15 protein-coding genes are annotated in these 15,046 nt (G+C 39.6%); 4 read left to right on the plus strand and 11 right to left on the minus strand.

What is annotated here, in order from left to right:
• Nucleotides 1-11 precede the first annotated feature (11 nt).
• Entirely contained in the window at nucleotides 12-3,134 is a 3,123-nt protein-coding gene (locus tag GQR39_RS14995; protein ID WP_165736025.1) for an efflux RND transporter permease subunit, read from the plus strand.
• Between the two features lie 93 nt (nucleotides 3,135-3,227).
• On the opposite strand, the gene GQR39_RS15000 is transcribed toward GQR39_RS14995, so the two are convergent.
• Together GQR39_RS15000 and GQR39_RS15005 are read right to left on the minus strand one after the other, a co-directional pair.
• Nucleotides 3,228-3,680, minus strand: a complete 453-nt coding sequence (locus GQR39_RS15000; protein WP_165736026.1) for a cytochrome c — start codon at nucleotides 3,678-3,680, stop codon at nucleotides 3,228-3,230.
• A 90-nt stretch (nucleotides 3,681-3,770) separates the two neighbouring features.
• The gene (locus GQR39_RS15005) at nucleotides 3,771-4,241 is read right to left on the minus strand and encodes a DUF2721 domain-containing protein (RefSeq protein ID WP_121953461.1); all 471 of its coding nucleotides are present in this window, start codon (nucleotides 4,239-4,241) and stop codon (nucleotides 3,771-3,773) included.
• 190 nt (nucleotides 4,242-4,431) lie between these two features.
• Here GQR39_RS15005 and GQR39_RS15010 point away from each other — a divergent pair, with 190 nt between their 5' ends.
• On the plus strand, nucleotides 4,432-6,606 hold the full coding sequence (locus tag GQR39_RS15010; RefSeq protein ID WP_165736027.1) for a S9 family peptidase: 2,175 nt from the start codon (nucleotides 4,432-4,434) through the stop codon (nucleotides 6,604-6,606).
• Between the two features lie 37 nt (nucleotides 6,607-6,643).
• Here GQR39_RS15010 and GQR39_RS15015 read toward each other — a convergent pair whose 3' ends face one another.
• The 4 genes from GQR39_RS15015 to GQR39_RS15030 form a co-directional block, all read right to left on the minus strand.
• The gene (locus GQR39_RS15015; protein WP_010554544.1) at nucleotides 6,644-8,131 is read right to left on the minus strand and encodes a HAMP domain-containing sensor histidine kinase; all 1,488 of its coding nucleotides are present in this window, start codon (nucleotides 8,129-8,131) and stop codon (nucleotides 6,644-6,646) included.
• A gap of 10 nt (nucleotides 8,132-8,141) precedes the next feature.
• Entirely contained in the window at nucleotides 8,142-8,867 is a 726-nt protein-coding gene (locus tag GQR39_RS15020; protein WP_007580488.1) for a response regulator transcription factor, read from the minus strand.
• 62 nt (nucleotides 8,868-8,929) lie between these two features.
• Nucleotides 8,930-9,664, minus strand: coding sequence for a spondin domain-containing protein (locus GQR39_RS15025; RefSeq protein ID WP_024607274.1), 735 nt, complete (start codon nucleotides 9,662-9,664; stop codon nucleotides 8,930-8,932).
• Nucleotides 9,665-9,674: 10 nt separating this feature from the next.
• Nucleotides 9,675-10,376 carry a spondin domain-containing protein gene (locus GQR39_RS15030; RefSeq protein WP_165726249.1) on the minus strand — a complete coding sequence of 234 codons (702 nt, stop codon included), beginning with the start codon at nucleotides 10,374-10,376 and terminating at the stop codon, nucleotides 9,675-9,677.
• Nucleotides 10,377-10,560: 184 nt separating this feature from the next.
• On the opposite strand from GQR39_RS15030, the gene GQR39_RS15035 reads away from it, so the two are divergent.
• Entirely contained in the window at nucleotides 10,561-10,926 is a 366-nt protein-coding gene (locus GQR39_RS15035; protein WP_007580507.1) for a DUF4870 domain-containing protein, read from the plus strand.
• Between the two features lie 228 nt (nucleotides 10,927-11,154).
• Nucleotides 11,155-11,589 (plus strand): YqaA family protein, encoded by a 435-nt coding sequence (locus GQR39_RS15040; protein ID WP_024607729.1) that lies wholly within the window; start codon nucleotides 11,155-11,157, stop codon nucleotides 11,587-11,589.
• Nucleotides 11,590-11,606: 17 nt separating this feature from the next.
• On the opposite strand, the gene folX is transcribed toward GQR39_RS15040, so the two are convergent.
• The 5 genes from folX to GQR39_RS15065 form a co-directional block, all read right to left on the minus strand.
• On the minus strand, nucleotides 11,607-11,963 hold the full coding sequence (folX, locus tag GQR39_RS15045) for a dihydroneopterin triphosphate 2'-epimerase (RefSeq protein WP_007377309.1): 357 nt from the start codon (nucleotides 11,961-11,963) through the stop codon (nucleotides 11,607-11,609).
• Nucleotides 11,964-11,967: 4 nt separating this feature from the next.
• Nucleotides 11,968-12,522 carry a GTP cyclohydrolase I FolE gene (gene folE / locus GQR39_RS15050; protein ID WP_002962341.1) on the minus strand — a complete coding sequence of 185 codons (555 nt, stop codon included), beginning with the start codon at nucleotides 12,520-12,522 and terminating at the stop codon, nucleotides 11,968-11,970.
• A 22-nt stretch (nucleotides 12,523-12,544) separates the two neighbouring features.
• On the minus strand, nucleotides 12,545-13,264 hold the full coding sequence (folM, locus tag GQR39_RS15055) for a dihydromonapterin reductase (protein ID WP_007580509.1): 720 nt from the start codon (nucleotides 13,262-13,264) through the stop codon (nucleotides 12,545-12,547).
• A 225-nt stretch (nucleotides 13,265-13,489) separates the two neighbouring features.
• Complete coding sequence (gene nadE, locus GQR39_RS15060; RefSeq protein WP_121953458.1) at nucleotides 13,490-14,320, minus strand: ammonia-dependent NAD(+) synthetase; 831 nt, start codon at nucleotides 14,318-14,320, stop codon at nucleotides 13,490-13,492.
• Nucleotides 14,321-14,388: 68 nt separating this feature from the next.
• Nucleotides 14,389-15,018 (minus strand): YceH family protein, encoded by a 630-nt coding sequence (locus GQR39_RS15065; protein ID WP_007580511.1) that lies wholly within the window; start codon nucleotides 15,016-15,018, stop codon nucleotides 14,389-14,391.
• Between the last annotated feature and the right edge of the window lie 28 nt (nucleotides 15,019-15,046).

Consider the following 15,046-nt stretch of genomic DNA (forward strand, 5'->3'; position numbering starts at 1 on the left):
GTGTAATAGTTATGAGCGAGTCAATACAACAAAAACAAACAGGGCTAATTGCCTACTTTGCTAATAATTCAGTAGCCGCTAATTTAATGATGGTGTTTATCATGATTATGGGGGCTATAAGCTACTTTACGATTCAGCGCCAAATGTTTCCTAATGTAGAGATTAACTACATTAATATTGAGGCTAATTATCCCGGTGCCTCTCCTCAGGAAATAGAAGAAAGTATTCTTATAAAAGTTGAAGAGTCGCTTAAAGATATAACCGAAATTAAAAAAGGTGTGTATCGCGCGTTTAGAAATGGCGGTACAGCCAGCCTAGAAATAAACACCGATGCCAAACTTACCGATGTGCTTGATAAAGTAAAGTTGCGTGTTGATGGTATTGCGACTTTTCCGGCTGGTATGGAACCGGTCACCATAAGTCAGGTTGAGTTTAGGCAAGATGTAATAGGCATGACACTGGTTGCTGACTTACCGCTTACGGAGCTTAAGCCGATAGCAAACCAAATAGAGGATGAGTTACTACAGCTATCTAACGTATCTTTGGTTGTAAACGATGTACCGCTTGATGAAATTGCTATTGAAATAGAGCCTGATACGCTTCGCCAATATAATTTAACCCTTAGTGATGTTATGAATGCGGTACGTCGTTACTCAGCTAACTTCTCTGCTGGGCAGTTAAAAACAGATGCAGGTGTTATTTCTGTTCGAGTAGAAAACCAGTTTTACTCAGGTGATGAATTTAGACAAATTCCGGTAAAAATTGGTGAGTATGGCGCTAAAGTTTTACTGCAAGATATTGCAGTTATTAAAGATCAATTTACTGAAGGTGAGCGCTACTTTAAGTTTAACGGTGAAAATGCCGTTTATATGTCGGTAAAAGCAACGCAAGAGCAAAACATGATTCCCGTTGCGGATTCGGTTAAAGCGTTTATTGATCAAAAAAATAAGCAACTACCGCCAGGTATTCGATTAGAGCCATTAATGGATATGACCTACTACCTAAATGCTCGCCTTGATATGATGAAAGCTAACCTGTTTCAAGGTGCTATTTTGGTGGCAATTATGTTGTCGTTATTCTTGCGTTTTAAACTAGCACTTTGGGTAATGATTGGCTTACCTGTTTGTTTTTTAGGGGCCATGATGATGATGCCACTATTTGGCATTAGCATTAATATTATTTCGTTATTCGCTTTTATAATGGTGCTCGGCATAGTGGTGGATGATGCCATAGTGATAGGGGAAGCTGCCTACACCGAAGTTGAAAAAAGCGGCGGTGGTGTAGAAAATGTTGTGCGTGGCGCTAACCGAGTCGCGACCCCAGCAACCTTTGGTGTGTTAACAACAATTGCTGTATTTGCACCATTCACAATGTCGAGCGGGCCAGAAAGTGCCTTCTTTTATGGTATAGCCGTTGTAGTAATGCTGTGTTTAGTATTTAGTTTGATTGAATCAAAGCTGATACTGCCAGCTCACATTGCTCATACGCACTTTTCGCCGATTAAAAAAGGTGGTTGGCGCGATCGCTTCAATACACGCTTTTTTGGTTTCGTAAATGGCCCATATAAACGTTTTATTGCTAAGTGTGTTGATTGGCGCTGGACTGTTTTGTTTGCTTTTATTGCAATGTTTATAATCAGTATTGCACTTATTACGTCTAATAAAGTACGTACAGTTCCAACTCCTAAAGTGCCGCACGACTTTCCACAAATTCAAGTAGAAATGAACGACAACGTTTCTGACTTACAAACCATTGCTGCTATTCGTGAAATAGAAGCTATGGTACTTAGAGTCGATGAAGAAACAGAACGTGAGTTTGGCCAAAAGATTATTCGTGATGTATTGGTATTTAATCAAGGCAGAACCGAGTCGCAGTTACTAGCTCCATTAGTTGACGAAGATTCACGTCCATACAATGCATTTGAACTTTCGCGTCGCTGGCGTGAGGCTATGCCGACTATTGCTGGTATTAAGTCGTTAACTATTCAAGACGATGTTGGTGGCGGCGGTGGTAATGGCGGCGGCGAGTTTGGCTATTTACTGTATGGCTCAGACATAGATACTTTAAATCAAGCGGGTCGTCGTTTTATTCAATTACTTCAACAGCAAAAAGGGTTGTTTGATATTAGCTCAACCATCGACCCTGCAAGCAAAGAAGTGCAAATGAGCCTTAAACCCGTTGCTTACGATTTAGGCTTAGATTTAGCCGGCATTGCAAATCAAGTGGGTGCTAGTTTTTATGGTGGCGAAGCACAGCGTGTAATCCGAAACGGCGAAGAAGTACGCGTAATGGTACGTTACCCTAAGCTGACTCGTGAGGCATTTTCATCGCTTAAACACACCGTTGTTACTACCCCACAAGGGCGAGAAGTACTTCTTGGTGATGTAGTAGAGCTAACAGAAACGCCAGGTATTAGCTATATACGCCGTGAAGGTGGTTACCGTACCGTGTATGTTTATGGCAATATTGATGAAGAGCAAATTGAGCCAGGCGAAGTGGTTAAGCAAGTAAAAGAAAATCTACTGCCACAGCTAATAGAAGAATTCCCAAGTGTTAAATCAGAGCTTGGTGGCGCAATAGAAGAGCAGCAAGCTCAAGCTAATGAGCAAATAATGTTTTTTATTGGCGGAATGATTTTAGTATACATACTGCTAGCTGTGCCGCTTAAAAGCTATTCACAACCGCTTATTGTAATGTCGGTTATTCCGTTTAGTTTAACCGGGGCTATTTGGGGTCATTACTGGTTTGATTTAGATATGAGCTTAATGTCGGGATTTGGCTTAATTGCCGCAGCAGGTGTTGTTATAAATGATTCACTTGTAATGACAGATTATGTAAACCAAGTTCGCCGCGAAGGTGTTAGCGTTAAAAATGCAGTAATAGAAGCTGGTTGTGCCCGCTTTAGAGCAATACTATTAACGTCTATAACAACCTTTGCTGGTGTATTACCTATTATGTTTGAAACAAGCCTGCAGGCTAAGTTTGTAATACCTATGGCAGTAGCACTTGGCTTTGCTGTTATGTTTGCAACGTTAATAACGCTTATATTAGTACCGTGTTTATATATTATTCTAGGCGATATTGGTGCGTTATTTAAGCGCCCTTTTAAAAGCCGAGCTGCTAAGGTCTCGTAGATAAAAAGCATAAAAAAAGCACTGACCGTTATTAACGCTCAGTGCTTTTTATTATCTATTTATTTATTGTTGTTAAACTGGCTACAACAATAATTAATCTTTAAATTGCTTATGGCAATCTTTACAGCCTTTAGCCCATGCGCCAAAAGCTTTACCAATTACGGCTTTATCGCCCGATTGGGCTGCTAACGCTAGCTTATCTGCATTTGCTGCAAAAGCATTCGCTTTTTCAACAAAGGTTGCATTTTCGGCCCAAACAGCAGCAAGTGCAGCTGTGTCGCCTTTATCTGTTCCTTCGTAAAACGCTTCCCATGGCATTTTTGAAAGTGCAGCAGCGTTGTTAGCACGCATTTTAAATTGCTCTGCGTCAAAAGGTACTTTACCTTTTAGCATTGCGCCCATGTCACCAATTTGCACTGAAATCATTGAAAACGCTGCTTGGCGGTATTCAATCGCGTCACTTGGTTCTTTAAATGCAGAATTTGCCGATACGCTAAGTGCACATGTAGCTAATGCTATACCTGCTAATATTTTTTTAAATTTCATAGTTTGCCCCTGTTGAGTATTATTCCTAATTTAATATCTTGTATGTAACGTCGTTTTTATTCAAGCGAATACGACGGATTTAATGAAAAGTTAATCATTAATGCCTATATCGGCAAATATCATGCCTCGTCGCATGCTGCGGGTTGCTAAAAATACTTCACCTAATAACGAAATAAATGCACATATAAGCAATGCCATCGCTGCTACAAAACAACAAGCAATGGTCACGCTTAAGTTAATTGATTGAATGTGCGACAAGAATAAAAACATAACCACAGCACATACAAGTAAGGCGCTTAATACGCTTAAGCTGAAAGCAATATGTATACATCGAGATCTTTTTAATAAGGCGCGCAGCTCTGTTGCTAGCGACTTATTAAAATCGTCATCTGTATTTACTTTTAATCTTCTCTCCAATAAGCGCGCTCTGTCGGTAATTCGTGCTAAGCGATTAGATAAAACACCTAAAGTTGCTGCTATACCTGTGATTAAAAATACGGGAGCAACGGCCGTTTGAATTACTTTTGCCATAGTTAAAATGTTAATTACTTCGCTATTCATTACTACCCTTAATCAGTTGAGCCTAAAAGTGATTTATATATCTACAGAGTACCTGATGTAGGCTTATTAAGAAAAGAGGAATCACGTTGATTTATTTTACATAGCTTCACAAACTAAATCACAACACAGGTTATTTTTAGGTATATTTAATTACTTAATAAAAAATAAAATATAACAAGGACTTTGACTGATGAAACGTACCCCATTCGCACTCGCTGCACTATCACTCGCTATTTTAAGTGGCTGTAACCAAGCCCCAGAAGAAACTCAAAAAAATAATACACAAGTTAAAACAGTTCAAGTAGTCCAAGCTGTTGCCCCGGTTGCTAAAAAAGTGCCACATGAAATGACTATTCATGGTGACACACGTATAGATGATTACTATTGGCTGCGTGATGATGAACGTAAAGCACCAGAGGTAATTAACTATTTAGAAGCTGAAAATACATACACTGATGCAATGCTTGCACATACTAAAACACTGCAAAGCGAGTTGTTTGAAGAGTTAAAAGGGCGTATTCAAAAAGACGATGATTCAGTCCCAGTTAAAAACGGTGATTATTTTTACTCATCGCAAACACGTGGCGATAACGAATACACTACTTACTTACGCAGCAGCGATTTTGCAGGTACCGATCAGCAAGTTATTTTAGATGTAAATGAGCTTGCTAAAGGTCATGATTATTATGCGGTAAGTGGCTTAGATGTAAGCCCGAATGGCAATTTAATGGCTTATGGCGAAGATACTGTTAGCCGTCGTATTTATAGCATAAAAATAAAAGACTTAACTACCGGTAAATTACTCGAAGACACACTTGAAGGCACTAACGGTGGCATTGTGTGGGCAAACGATAATAAAACGGTTTACTACATTAAAAAAGATTTACAAACTCTACTAGGTTACCAAGTTTATCGTCATACATTAGGTACACCGCAAGCTGATGACGAGCTAATATACGAAGAGACTGATACCAGTTACTACATGGGTATGAGTAAAAGCAAAGATGAGTCAGAAATTTATATTTGGCACAGCAGCACGGCCGCATCAGGCGTATCGGTATTAAGTGCTGATGATACCAAAGCAATGCCTAAACGCTTAATTGAACGCGAAGCAGGGCTTGAATATGGGATTTCTAAACTAGGGAATACTTACTACATTGTAACTAACTTAGATGCTGTAAATTTTCAGCTGATGAAAGTTGATATTGATAAAGCAAGCGACAAAGCAAATTGGCAAAGTGTGATCCCAGCGCGCGATGATATTAAACTAGAAGGCATTGATTTATTTAATGACTACTTAGTTTATCAAGAACGTGAAATGGGCCAATCAAAGTTGATTGCGCGTAATTTAAAAACGGGTAAAGAGTTACCACTGAGCTTTAACGACAGCGCTTATACAATTGGTACTTATGGCAATAACGATATAGATAGCAGCACGCTACGTGTTTACTACACAAGCATGACCACTCCAAGCTCATCGTACGATGTAGATTTAACGACTGGCGATAAAACGCTTCTTAAGCAACAGGTTGTATTAGGTGATTTTGATGCTGACAATTACGCTTCAGAGCGTATTTTTGTAACAGCACGCGATGGCATTAAAGTACCGGTAAGCTTAGTTTACCGTAAAGATGCGTTTAAAAAAGATGGCACTAACCCGCTACTGCAATATGGTTACGGTTCTTATGGCGCTACCATGGATCCAACGTTCTCAAGCTCACGTTTGAGCTTGTTAGACCGTGGCTTTGTATTTGCAATTGCCCATGTACGTGGATCGCAAATGCTAGGTCGACCTTGGTACGAAGACGGCAAGCTACTCACTAAAAAGAATACATTTAACGACTTTGTTGACGTAACTAAAGCACTGGTTTCTCAAAAGTATGGCGCAAAAGATGAAATATTTGCGTTAGGTGGCAGTGCTGGTGGCTTATTAATGGGCGCAGTAGCAAACCAAGCGCCTGAGCTTTATAAAGGCATGGTTGCTGCGGTACCGTTTGTAGATGTAGTGACAACGATGCTTGATGCGAGTATTCCGCTTACAACAAATGAATACGGCGAATGGGGTAATCCGAACGAAAAAGCGTATTACGATTACATGCTGTCGTACTCGCCATACGACCAAGTAACTAAGCAAGCATATCCTAATATGTTAGTAACGACTGGCTTGCACGATTCACAAGTTCAATACTTTGAGCCTGCAAAATGGGTTGCTAAGCTGCGTGACTATAAAACTGATGACAATAAGTTATTGTTTAAAATAGATATGGAAGCAGGGCACGGTGGTGCATCGGGTCGCTTTAAACGCTTAGAAGATACCGCGCTAAACTATGCATTTATGCTTGATTTAGCGGGTATTAAAAAGTAATTAATATTTAAATAGATTTAACTCAATAAGGTGCTTTTTAAGAAAGCACCTTTTTTTGTGGCAAGTTAAAGCTAAACATAGTGCCTTTACCAATTTCACTTTGTACGTAAATTTCGCTATCCATCAGTTTTAATAACCCTCTGCAAATAGCCAATCCTAAACCACCTTGCTGGCGCCCTTCTTTATTAGAATTACTTGCTTGGTAGTGCGGATCAAAAATAGCATTCAGCTCATCTTCTTTTATGCCTACGCCCGTGTCTGATACATGCACAAATAGTTGATTATCGTCACTGCGTTTTACATGTACTGCAATGCTGCCGCCGCGAGGGGTATGCCTAATTGCATTATCAATTAAGTTACTTAACACGCGCTCTAATTTAGCTATATCGGCAACCACAGGAAAATCACAAATCGCAGGTTCTACCGACAAACTAATGCCTTTTTTGTCAACGGCTAAACTAAATTTTGCCATGCAATCGTAAATGAGTTCACCTAAATTAAAGGTTTCTTTATTTATACTTATTTCGCCATTTTCTAAGTGAGCAAGCTCAAATATTTGCTCTATGAGTAGCTTTAATTGCCCACAATTATTAAGCGATACCTGCAAGTATTCTTGCTGCTCTTGTTTACTTAGCTGCTCGCCCGACTGATTTAATACTTCTAAAAACCCCTGCAGTGAAGCAAGTGGTGTACGTAGGTCGTGCGATAGATGAGTTAGCAACTCTTTGCGTTGTTTATCGCCTTGTTCAAGCGCTTTAAACTGCTCATTAATACGCGTTAGCATGGCTTGAATACTTCGCCCTAAACTATGCACTTCGTTACTTTTTTGCGTTGAATAGTTACTTAGCTTGGTGTCGGTAAGGCTGTAGTTAGCGGCTTCAATATTACTAACATCGCGTGCTAAGCGCTGAATTGGGTTGGTAAAAAAACGTAGTAAAATTAGCATCGCAATAAATAAAAATGCGAGTGCAGAGCCAAGCCATAAAGCAGCTAGCCATAACTTATCATTATTTTTTACAGTGCTTAGTGAGGTATCGTAAGCCTCACCACCAATAATTACATATAAATAACCTTGTAGCTTATCTTGATTAAATACTGGCGCGGCTGAAAATATTTTTTGTTGCTCTTTATTACGAGGATTATCACCATAAATAGGTGCAGCGCTTGGGTCGTTAATCAGCCTTTTTAAAGGCGTTAAACTAATATGCGTGCGTTTAACTTTACCCGGCTTTGCTGAGTAAGTAAGAATTTTTCCGGTTTCGTCTACAAAATAAAATTCAAACGCAGGACCTAATAACATTAAGGTATGGAAGAGGTTTTCAAGCGCTTTATAGTCGTAAACACCTTCTTTTATTAATGGGTTATCTTGTACTAAATGTTCCGCTAACGCTAAGTGCAGATTTTGTTCGGCGTGGTGTTTTGAAGTCAGTTCTAATTGCTTGCTCCAGCCGTAAACTAGGGCGCAAATAAAACAAAAAATCACGACTAGCGATATAGCTAATTTTTGATACAAAGATAATTTCATAATAGGTGTCTTAATTGAGTTGGCTAGGGTTTAGTTTGTAACCAACACCCCAAACTGTTTCGATGATAGGCGCTTGTTGGTGTTCTTCTAGCTTGGCACGTAAGCGGTTTATATGTGAATTAACCGTATGCTCGTACCCACTGTGTTGGTAACCCCATACTTTATCGAGTAACTGCTGGCGGCTAAAAACATGATTAGGATGGCGTGCAAAGTAAACGAGTAAATCAAATTCGGTGGCGGTAAGGTTAAGGGCTTGCTTGCCTAAATACACTTGGTGCGAACTAAATTCTATATTGAGTGAGCCTACATTTAGTGTTTGTTCGCTATCAACGGGGGAGTTGTCGTTATTTTGGCTAGCGAGTAGCTGTGCTCTGTGGCGTAATTGGGTTTTTACTCTGGCTTGTAATTCGCGTGCAAAAAAGGGTTTACAAATATAATCATCGGCGCCCATTTCAAGGCCAATAACTCTGTCCATATCGCTACTCAGCGCGGTGAGTAAAATTACGGAGGTAGTTGGGTAATGCTCTTTTATTTTTCGGCATAAGCTCAAACCATCCATTTGGGGTAAGTTTATATCGAGTAAAATAAGTCCGTAGGGATGCTTAGCTATTTTTTTTAAGGCAAGTTCTGCGCTTACAACATGATCAACATGTAAGTTAAGCGACGTTAGCTGCGTGGTAATTAACTTACCTATTTCTCTGTCATCTTCTACTACTAATATTTTTTCGTGACGCATGTATTACCTCGTAAAAAGGGGGGCATCCGTGCTCCCTTACTTCCCCATTACAAGCTGGAACGTTACTGCGTGCGCGTAATTACTATTTTCGATACTGGGTTATCAAACTTATGTTCAACACCAAGTGCAGATGTAGATAATCCATCTTGATTTGAAACAATGCCTGGATGCATTGTTATTATATCGGCTGTATCGTCACGTATTTCGTTAAACCCTTCACCGCTAGCGGCAGGACCTGGCACAGTTTCAGCTGTTTCTGTATTTGCTTCCGTACCCGCATCATAAGCAGTCGTAGTGCGTGATAACGAACCGCCAACTTCTAATGTTGATACATCTAAAGAACTAAGACCGGTAAAAGCATCATTTGTATTCCCAAGCATGGCAGCAAATGACAAATTAAGCGTTTCTTGCTCTTCAACAGTAATGATTACTGTGGTGGTTTCACCAGGGCCAATAGCGCCTTCAGCTGAAACTGCAGCAAGTGCACTTTCGTAGCTGAGGTATTCTTCATTTGCACCGCTTTCTGCAAGCATTTCTAAACCAACAGAAGCTGTTGTACCGAATGTCCAAGGTGCTTCATCTTCAAAAGCAATGACAGAGAGTGGTGACAAAGGCTGTCCTGCAGTTAAGTTACTAAAAGTAATAGTAAACTCACTGATCACAGGTTCTACAACAATTGGCTCAACAACGACCGGCTCTTCAACCACTGGGTCGTTATCATTATCACTACACGCTGCAAGTGTGGTTGCAAGTGCAAGCACTAGTAGACTTTTTTTAAGGTTGTTAGCAGATGACATAATCATGCTCCTACTTAACTGTAACGGTTAATTGCGCCACTGGGTTTAACCATCTGTGTACTGTATTACTTAAATCGCTATTACCCGCTTCTAAATCGTCATCACCTAAGCTACCTGGGTGAATATGGATGCTTGTATTTGTATCACCACTTAATATACCTGTACCGCCAGTGCCAGCGTCGCCACCTGGAGCCGCAGGAATCCCCGGAGTACCTGGAGCGCCAGAGCCTTCAACTACAAGCTCATTGTTTTGTTCTGTGCCTGCATCGTAAGCATTTAAATTAATTGTGTAAGTACCCGCTTCTGTTGGGATTTTCCAGCTGTTTAAGCCTACAAAGCCATCATTAGTTGGTAGCATCATTGCAGTTAAAGATAGGTACTCGTTACCGTCAGTAGTTGTTAGTGTTGCCGTTGTAGATGCGGCTGGTGCAAGTAAACCTTCAGCTGGATTTGCAGCCATATCACTGCCCGCTGCAGCTGCTTGTGCAACTAGCTCTGCAATATTGCCGCCTTCAGCCATTGTTTGTAATGCTGTAGATGCTTGCGTTGCGACTTCAAATAGTGTGTCTTCGCTGTTGTGTGCTGTAATTAACAGTGGAGTAAAGTGAATACCCTTGGTTAGGTTAGTAACTTTTAGGTCTAATTCTGCGGCCATAGTCGATTGGCTAGCTGCCGCTAAAAGAATTGCAATTGTTAATGTAGAAGTTTTCATTATTATTCCTGTAAGTGATGATTCGAGTTAAGTATTGAATAATCGTCTCCAGAAACTCTCACAAACTTATCACTTTTTTATCACAAGATTTCACGCTGTGATTTTTAAATACAAATACGTTGGTTGATTTGTAGACATTTGTTTAGTTAAGAGGCAACATACATAAAACAAAAAGGAGAGTGTTATGGAAGAAAATCAACAGGTTGAACCAGTTAATAAAGATGACCGTATGTGGGCTATGTTATGCCATTTGAGTGCGCTTGCCGGATTTATTGTGCCGTTTGGCTCAATAATTGGGCCATTAATTGTGTGGTTAATTAAAAGAGATGAGATGCCAGTTGTTGACGTGCACGGTAAAAAGGCGCTTAACTTTCAAATAACGATGGCAATTGCATATGTAGTTTGTTTTTTACTGATGTTTGTAGCAGTAGGCTTAATATTACTACCTATAGTGGCAATTTTTGGGTTTGTAATGGTTGTAATGGCGAGTATTAAAGCTAACGAAGGTAAAGAGTTTAATTACCCGTTTAGTTTAAATTTGATAAAATAAAACCTCAGTTTATTTTTATACCAATTGCATTAAATTAGTGATCTATTATAGCGATAAGAAAATAGCTCAATAACAAGGCTAAAATTATGATACATAGTTGTTCTATATAAATAATTTTTAACGTAGTTAGTGAGTTATTTAATACGCTAGAATGATCATGTTTTTAATAAAATTGGTATTATAAACCCAGCTATAGGCTGGGTTTTTACGTTTAGCCATAAGGACATTATGCTTTATCTCACGTTATTTATTAGCGCATTTATATCTGCCACATTACTGCCTAGCTCTTCTGAGGTGATAATGGTGGGGATGATTGCCCAAGGTAAAGTTAATTTATGGCTTATGTGGTGCGTAGCAACACTTGGAAATGTATTGGGAAGCTGCGTTAATTACTGGTTAGGCACGCAGGTACTGCGTTTTAAAGATAAAAAATGGTTTCCGGTATCGCAAAAAGGGCTTGATAACGCACAAAAGCAATTTAATAAATATGGTGTATATAGTTTGTTATTTGCTTGGTTACCGGTTGTGGGAGACCCATTAACGGTGATTGGAGGCATATTTAAAGTGCGATTTAACACCTTTTTACTGTTAGTAACACTAGGCAAAGGCGCGCGCTATTTAGCGGTTATCGCCCTTGCCGTAGGATTCGAAAAGCTTTTTTAAATAAGTTTTTTAAGGCCTTATTTAGCCCAGTCAAGCGTTAACGACACCGAGTCGGCAAAACGCAGTGCATGCGGTTTATCAACACGTGCTTTAGCGTAATGAACACTTGGGTGTGAGTGACAAACCGCAAGAATTTCAGCCACTAATTTTTCGAGCAGTAAAAAGTGGCCTTGCTCTACTAAGCTAATTACTTCTTTGGTGATCACTTTATAATTAAGTGCTTGGTCAACTTCATCCGTTTTACACGCGTCATCAGCAGGGTAGTGAATCTCTAGGTTGATCACTACATCTTGCTTTTTTTCACGCTCATCGGGGTTAAAGCCAATAAACGTACGCAGGCGCAAATTAGTAACGTTAATAATTGCATTAGCCATAGGGTTAACCTTTTATAAGCTGCAAAAATTCGTTGCGTGTTTTAGGGTCGCTTCTAAAGTTACCTAACATTACTGATGTACGCATGCTTGAATTTTGCTTTTCTACACCACGCATCATCATACACATGTGTTTTGCTTCAACAATAACGCCCACACCTTTAGCGCCAGTAACTTCTTCAACTGCTTTAGCGATTTGATGCGTTAGCTGTTCTTGAATTTGAAAACGGCGTGAAAACATATCAACAATACGTGCAAATTTAGACAAGCCCAATACTTTACCGTTTGGAATATAAGCAATATGGCAACGGCCAATAAAAGGTAGTAAATGATGCTCACACATAGAGTAAAGCTCTATGTCTTGCACTAACACCATGTCGTCAGCGTCAGATGTAAATACCGCTTTATTAGTTATTTCATCAAGCGTTTGACGATACCCTTGCGTTAAATATTCCATTGCTTTTGCAGCACGTTTTGGCGTATCAAGTAAGCCTTCGCGGTTAGCATCTTCGCCTACTGCGGTGATGATTTTTTCGTAACTTTCTTTTAATTCATTGTGCATAAATATCTCAGTTTATTTATATTTACTTTAAATGACGGCCGCCATCAACAGGCAAAGAGCGCCCTGTGATGTAGTGGCTTTGTAATAGTAAATCAATGCTATTGATAATTTCTTGGCATCCGGGTTCAATGCCCATTAATGATTTTTTAAGGGTCTTAGCTCGATATTGCTCATCGTCATGTTCATTAAAAATAATGAGTGATGGAGCAACCGAGTTCACTTTTATGTTTGGCGCATATTTAGCGCTAAACGATTTAGTTAAGTTATCGAGAGCTGCTTTACTTGCTGCATAAGCTAAGTGTTTAGGGCTGCCTGTTTCAACTACATAATCAGTAAGGTGAATTATATCAGCAGGTACTTTTTCACTTTGCTGATAGTTTATAAGCAGCTCAGCGCACATTAAATTAATTAAATACGGTGTTTTGGCGTGTATACGCATCATATTATCGAACAGTACTGCAAAGTCAGGATTGTTAGCTTCGCAGTCCCAGCTTGATGCATTGTGAACAATAGCGCGCAGCGATGTTGTATGCTCTTTAAGCGTATTTATAAATGCACTTATACCGTCATCGGTACTAAAATCGGCATAAATACATACAGCGCCTAGTTGCTCTAATTTATCAACAGCGTTGTGGCGAGTACGATACGTAATAATAACAGCCTGCCCTTGGGCTATATAATGCTGAGCGAGCGCTAAACCAATACGTTGGCCTGCGCCGGTAATTAAGATGGGCGATGTCATATAAGGCAGTGTTCTCTTTGGCGGGTAACTTATACCAATATTGTTAAAACATGATCGATCTATCGCTATTTTCTTAGGGCTATAATAGATCACTAACTTAATGCAATTGGTATTATAAAATTTAAAGCGTTAATTTACTAAAATATACGCAGTTTCTTAATCTGTCGATCAAAAAAGCAATTAATCCTCAAAGGCGTTAATTGCTTTATTTTATTTACTAAAACATTAATCGTAAATTGTCGGAATTGGTTGGCGCTTATGTTGTGTACGCATGTAAATACTTACAAGCTTTTGTTCAACGTCTTTAGAAACAGATTTACCTTCTAAAAAGTCATCAATTTGCTCATAGCTCAAACCAAGTGCTTCTTCATCTGTTAAGCCTGGGCGGTCGCTTTCTAAATCAGCTGTAGGTGCTTTATCTACTAATAAAGCTGGGGCACCGAGTGCAGTAGCAAGTGCACGCACTTGGCGTTTTGATAAACCAAATAGCGGAGCTAAATCGCACGCGCCGTCACCAAATTTAGTATAAAAACCAGTAATGTTTTCAGCACTATGATCGGTACCCACTACTAAGCCTTGGCAAAAGCCAGCAATTTCGTACTGAGCAACCATACGTTGGCGTGCTTTAACATTACCTTTAATAAAATCTATCTGAGCTTGCTCAGGCAGTGCTTCACCACAGCCAACTACAGCAGCTATCGCTTGCTCATGCAGTGCATCAGCAGCCGGTTGTACGTTTACGGTCATACGTTTACTTGGCTGGATAAAATCAACCGCCATTTGCGCTTCGTCTTCATCGGCTTGTACGCCATAAGGTAAGCGCACAGCAATAAATTGGTATTTGTCAGTATCGTGTTCTTTATTTAGCTCGTTTACGGCAAGTTGACATAAGCGGCCGCAAGTTGATGAGTCAACACCACCACTAATACCCAATATTAGTGATCGTGAGTGAGCTGCTACTAAACGTGCTTTAATAAAAGCAACCCGGCGAGTTATCTCAGCATTTACATCAATAGTTGGCTGAACCTTCATTTCAGCCATAATTTCGGCGCGCATTGCCAGCTCCTTATAAAATTTAATATGTGATACGCAATAAACTTATTATGTGATTTAGTCTTAATTAATTAAAGTTTTAAATGAGCTTTTATTTTGCGAAGCTCTACTTTTAATTCTTCCACTTCTGCCAGTAAATCACTTAATTCTTTATCTTTAATTACTTCGCTTGGTAGAGCAACAAAGGCATCGGCGGGATTATTTTGTTGTTCGCCAAATAAATGAATGTATCGGCTGTCGCGTTTACCTGCTTCTCGTTCTAATTTACGGGCGTAATCGCTTTCAATCAGTTTATTGAGCGCTGTTTCTACTTCATTTACGTTATTAAAATCAGCAAGCCTAGCACTGCGAGTTCTTAATTCACCTGGGGTTTGGGCACCACGTAAAAGTAATAAACAAACAATGGCACGTTGCTGAGCAGAAAATTGCAGATTACTAAACTCAGTGTTGCAAAAGCGGTGGTCGTATTTATTTACGCGACCAGAAAGCCCTTCATCTATAGTTACCAAGCGCATGTCTATTAGTTCATCAAGTGCGTTTTGCACGTCACTATCTGTAAGATTTAACACAGGATCGCGATTAGACTTTTGATTACATGCGTTCACTAGAGCGTTTAACGATAGCGGATAATGTTCTGGCGTTGTGCTTTGTTTTTCTAGTAAGCAACCAAGAATACGTTGTTGATTTGCTGATAACTGCATAAATAATCTCAAATTAGTAAGCGTATTT

The organism is Pseudoalteromonas sp. C8, assembly GCF_011378685.1.
Classification (GTDB): domain Bacteria; phylum Pseudomonadota; class Gammaproteobacteria; order Enterobacterales; family Alteromonadaceae; genus Pseudoalteromonas; species Pseudoalteromonas arctica.

Coding starts and splice junctions, on each gene's coding strand:
- GQR39_RS15030 (WP_165726249.1), bottom strand. CDS start 10,376: ATGAAAACTTCTACATTAACAATTGCAATTCTTTTAGCGGCAGCTAGC.
- nadE (WP_121953458.1), bottom strand. CDS start 14,320: ATGCGCGCCGAAATTATGGCTGAAATGAAGGTTCAGCCAACTATTGAT.
- GQR39_RS15035 (WP_007580507.1), top strand. CDS start 10,561: ATGGAAGAAAATCAACAGGTTGAACCAGTTAATAAAGATGACCGTATG.
- GQR39_RS14995 (WP_165736025.1), top strand. CDS start 12: ATGAGCGAGTCAATACAACAAAAACAAACAGGGCTAATTGCCTACTTT.
- folM (WP_007580509.1), bottom strand. CDS start 13,264: ATGACATCGCCCATCTTAATTACCGGCGCAGGCCAACGTATTGGTTTA.
- GQR39_RS15005 (WP_121953461.1), bottom strand. CDS start 4,241: ATGAATAGCGAAGTAATTAACATTTTAACTATGGCAAAAGTAATTCAA.
- folX (WP_007377309.1), bottom strand. CDS start 11,963: ATGGCTAATGCAATTATTAACGTTACTAATTTGCGCCTGCGTACGTTT.
- GQR39_RS15000 (WP_165736026.1), bottom strand. CDS start 3,680: ATGAAATTTAAAAAAATATTAGCAGGTATAGCATTAGCTACATGTGCA.
- GQR39_RS15025 (WP_024607274.1), bottom strand. CDS start 9,664: ATGTCATCTGCTAACAACCTTAAAAAAAGTCTACTAGTGCTTGCACTT.
- GQR39_RS15020 (WP_007580488.1), bottom strand. CDS start 8,867: ATGCGTCACGAAAAAATATTAGTAGTAGAAGATGACAGAGAAATAGGT.
- GQR39_RS15040 (WP_024607729.1), top strand. CDS start 11,155: ATGCTTTATCTCACGTTATTTATTAGCGCATTTATATCTGCCACATTA.
- folE (WP_002962341.1), bottom strand. CDS start 12,522: ATGCACAATGAATTAAAAGAAAGTTACGAAAAAATCATCACCGCAGTA.
- GQR39_RS15015 (WP_010554544.1), bottom strand. CDS start 8,131: ATGAAATTATCTTTGTATCAAAAATTAGCTATATCGCTAGTCGTGATT.
- GQR39_RS15065 (WP_007580511.1), bottom strand. CDS start 15,018: ATGCAGTTATCAGCAAATCAACAACGTATTCTTGGTTGCTTACTAGAA.
- GQR39_RS15010 (WP_165736027.1), top strand. CDS start 4,432: ATGAAACGTACCCCATTCGCACTCGCTGCACTATCACTCGCTATTTTA.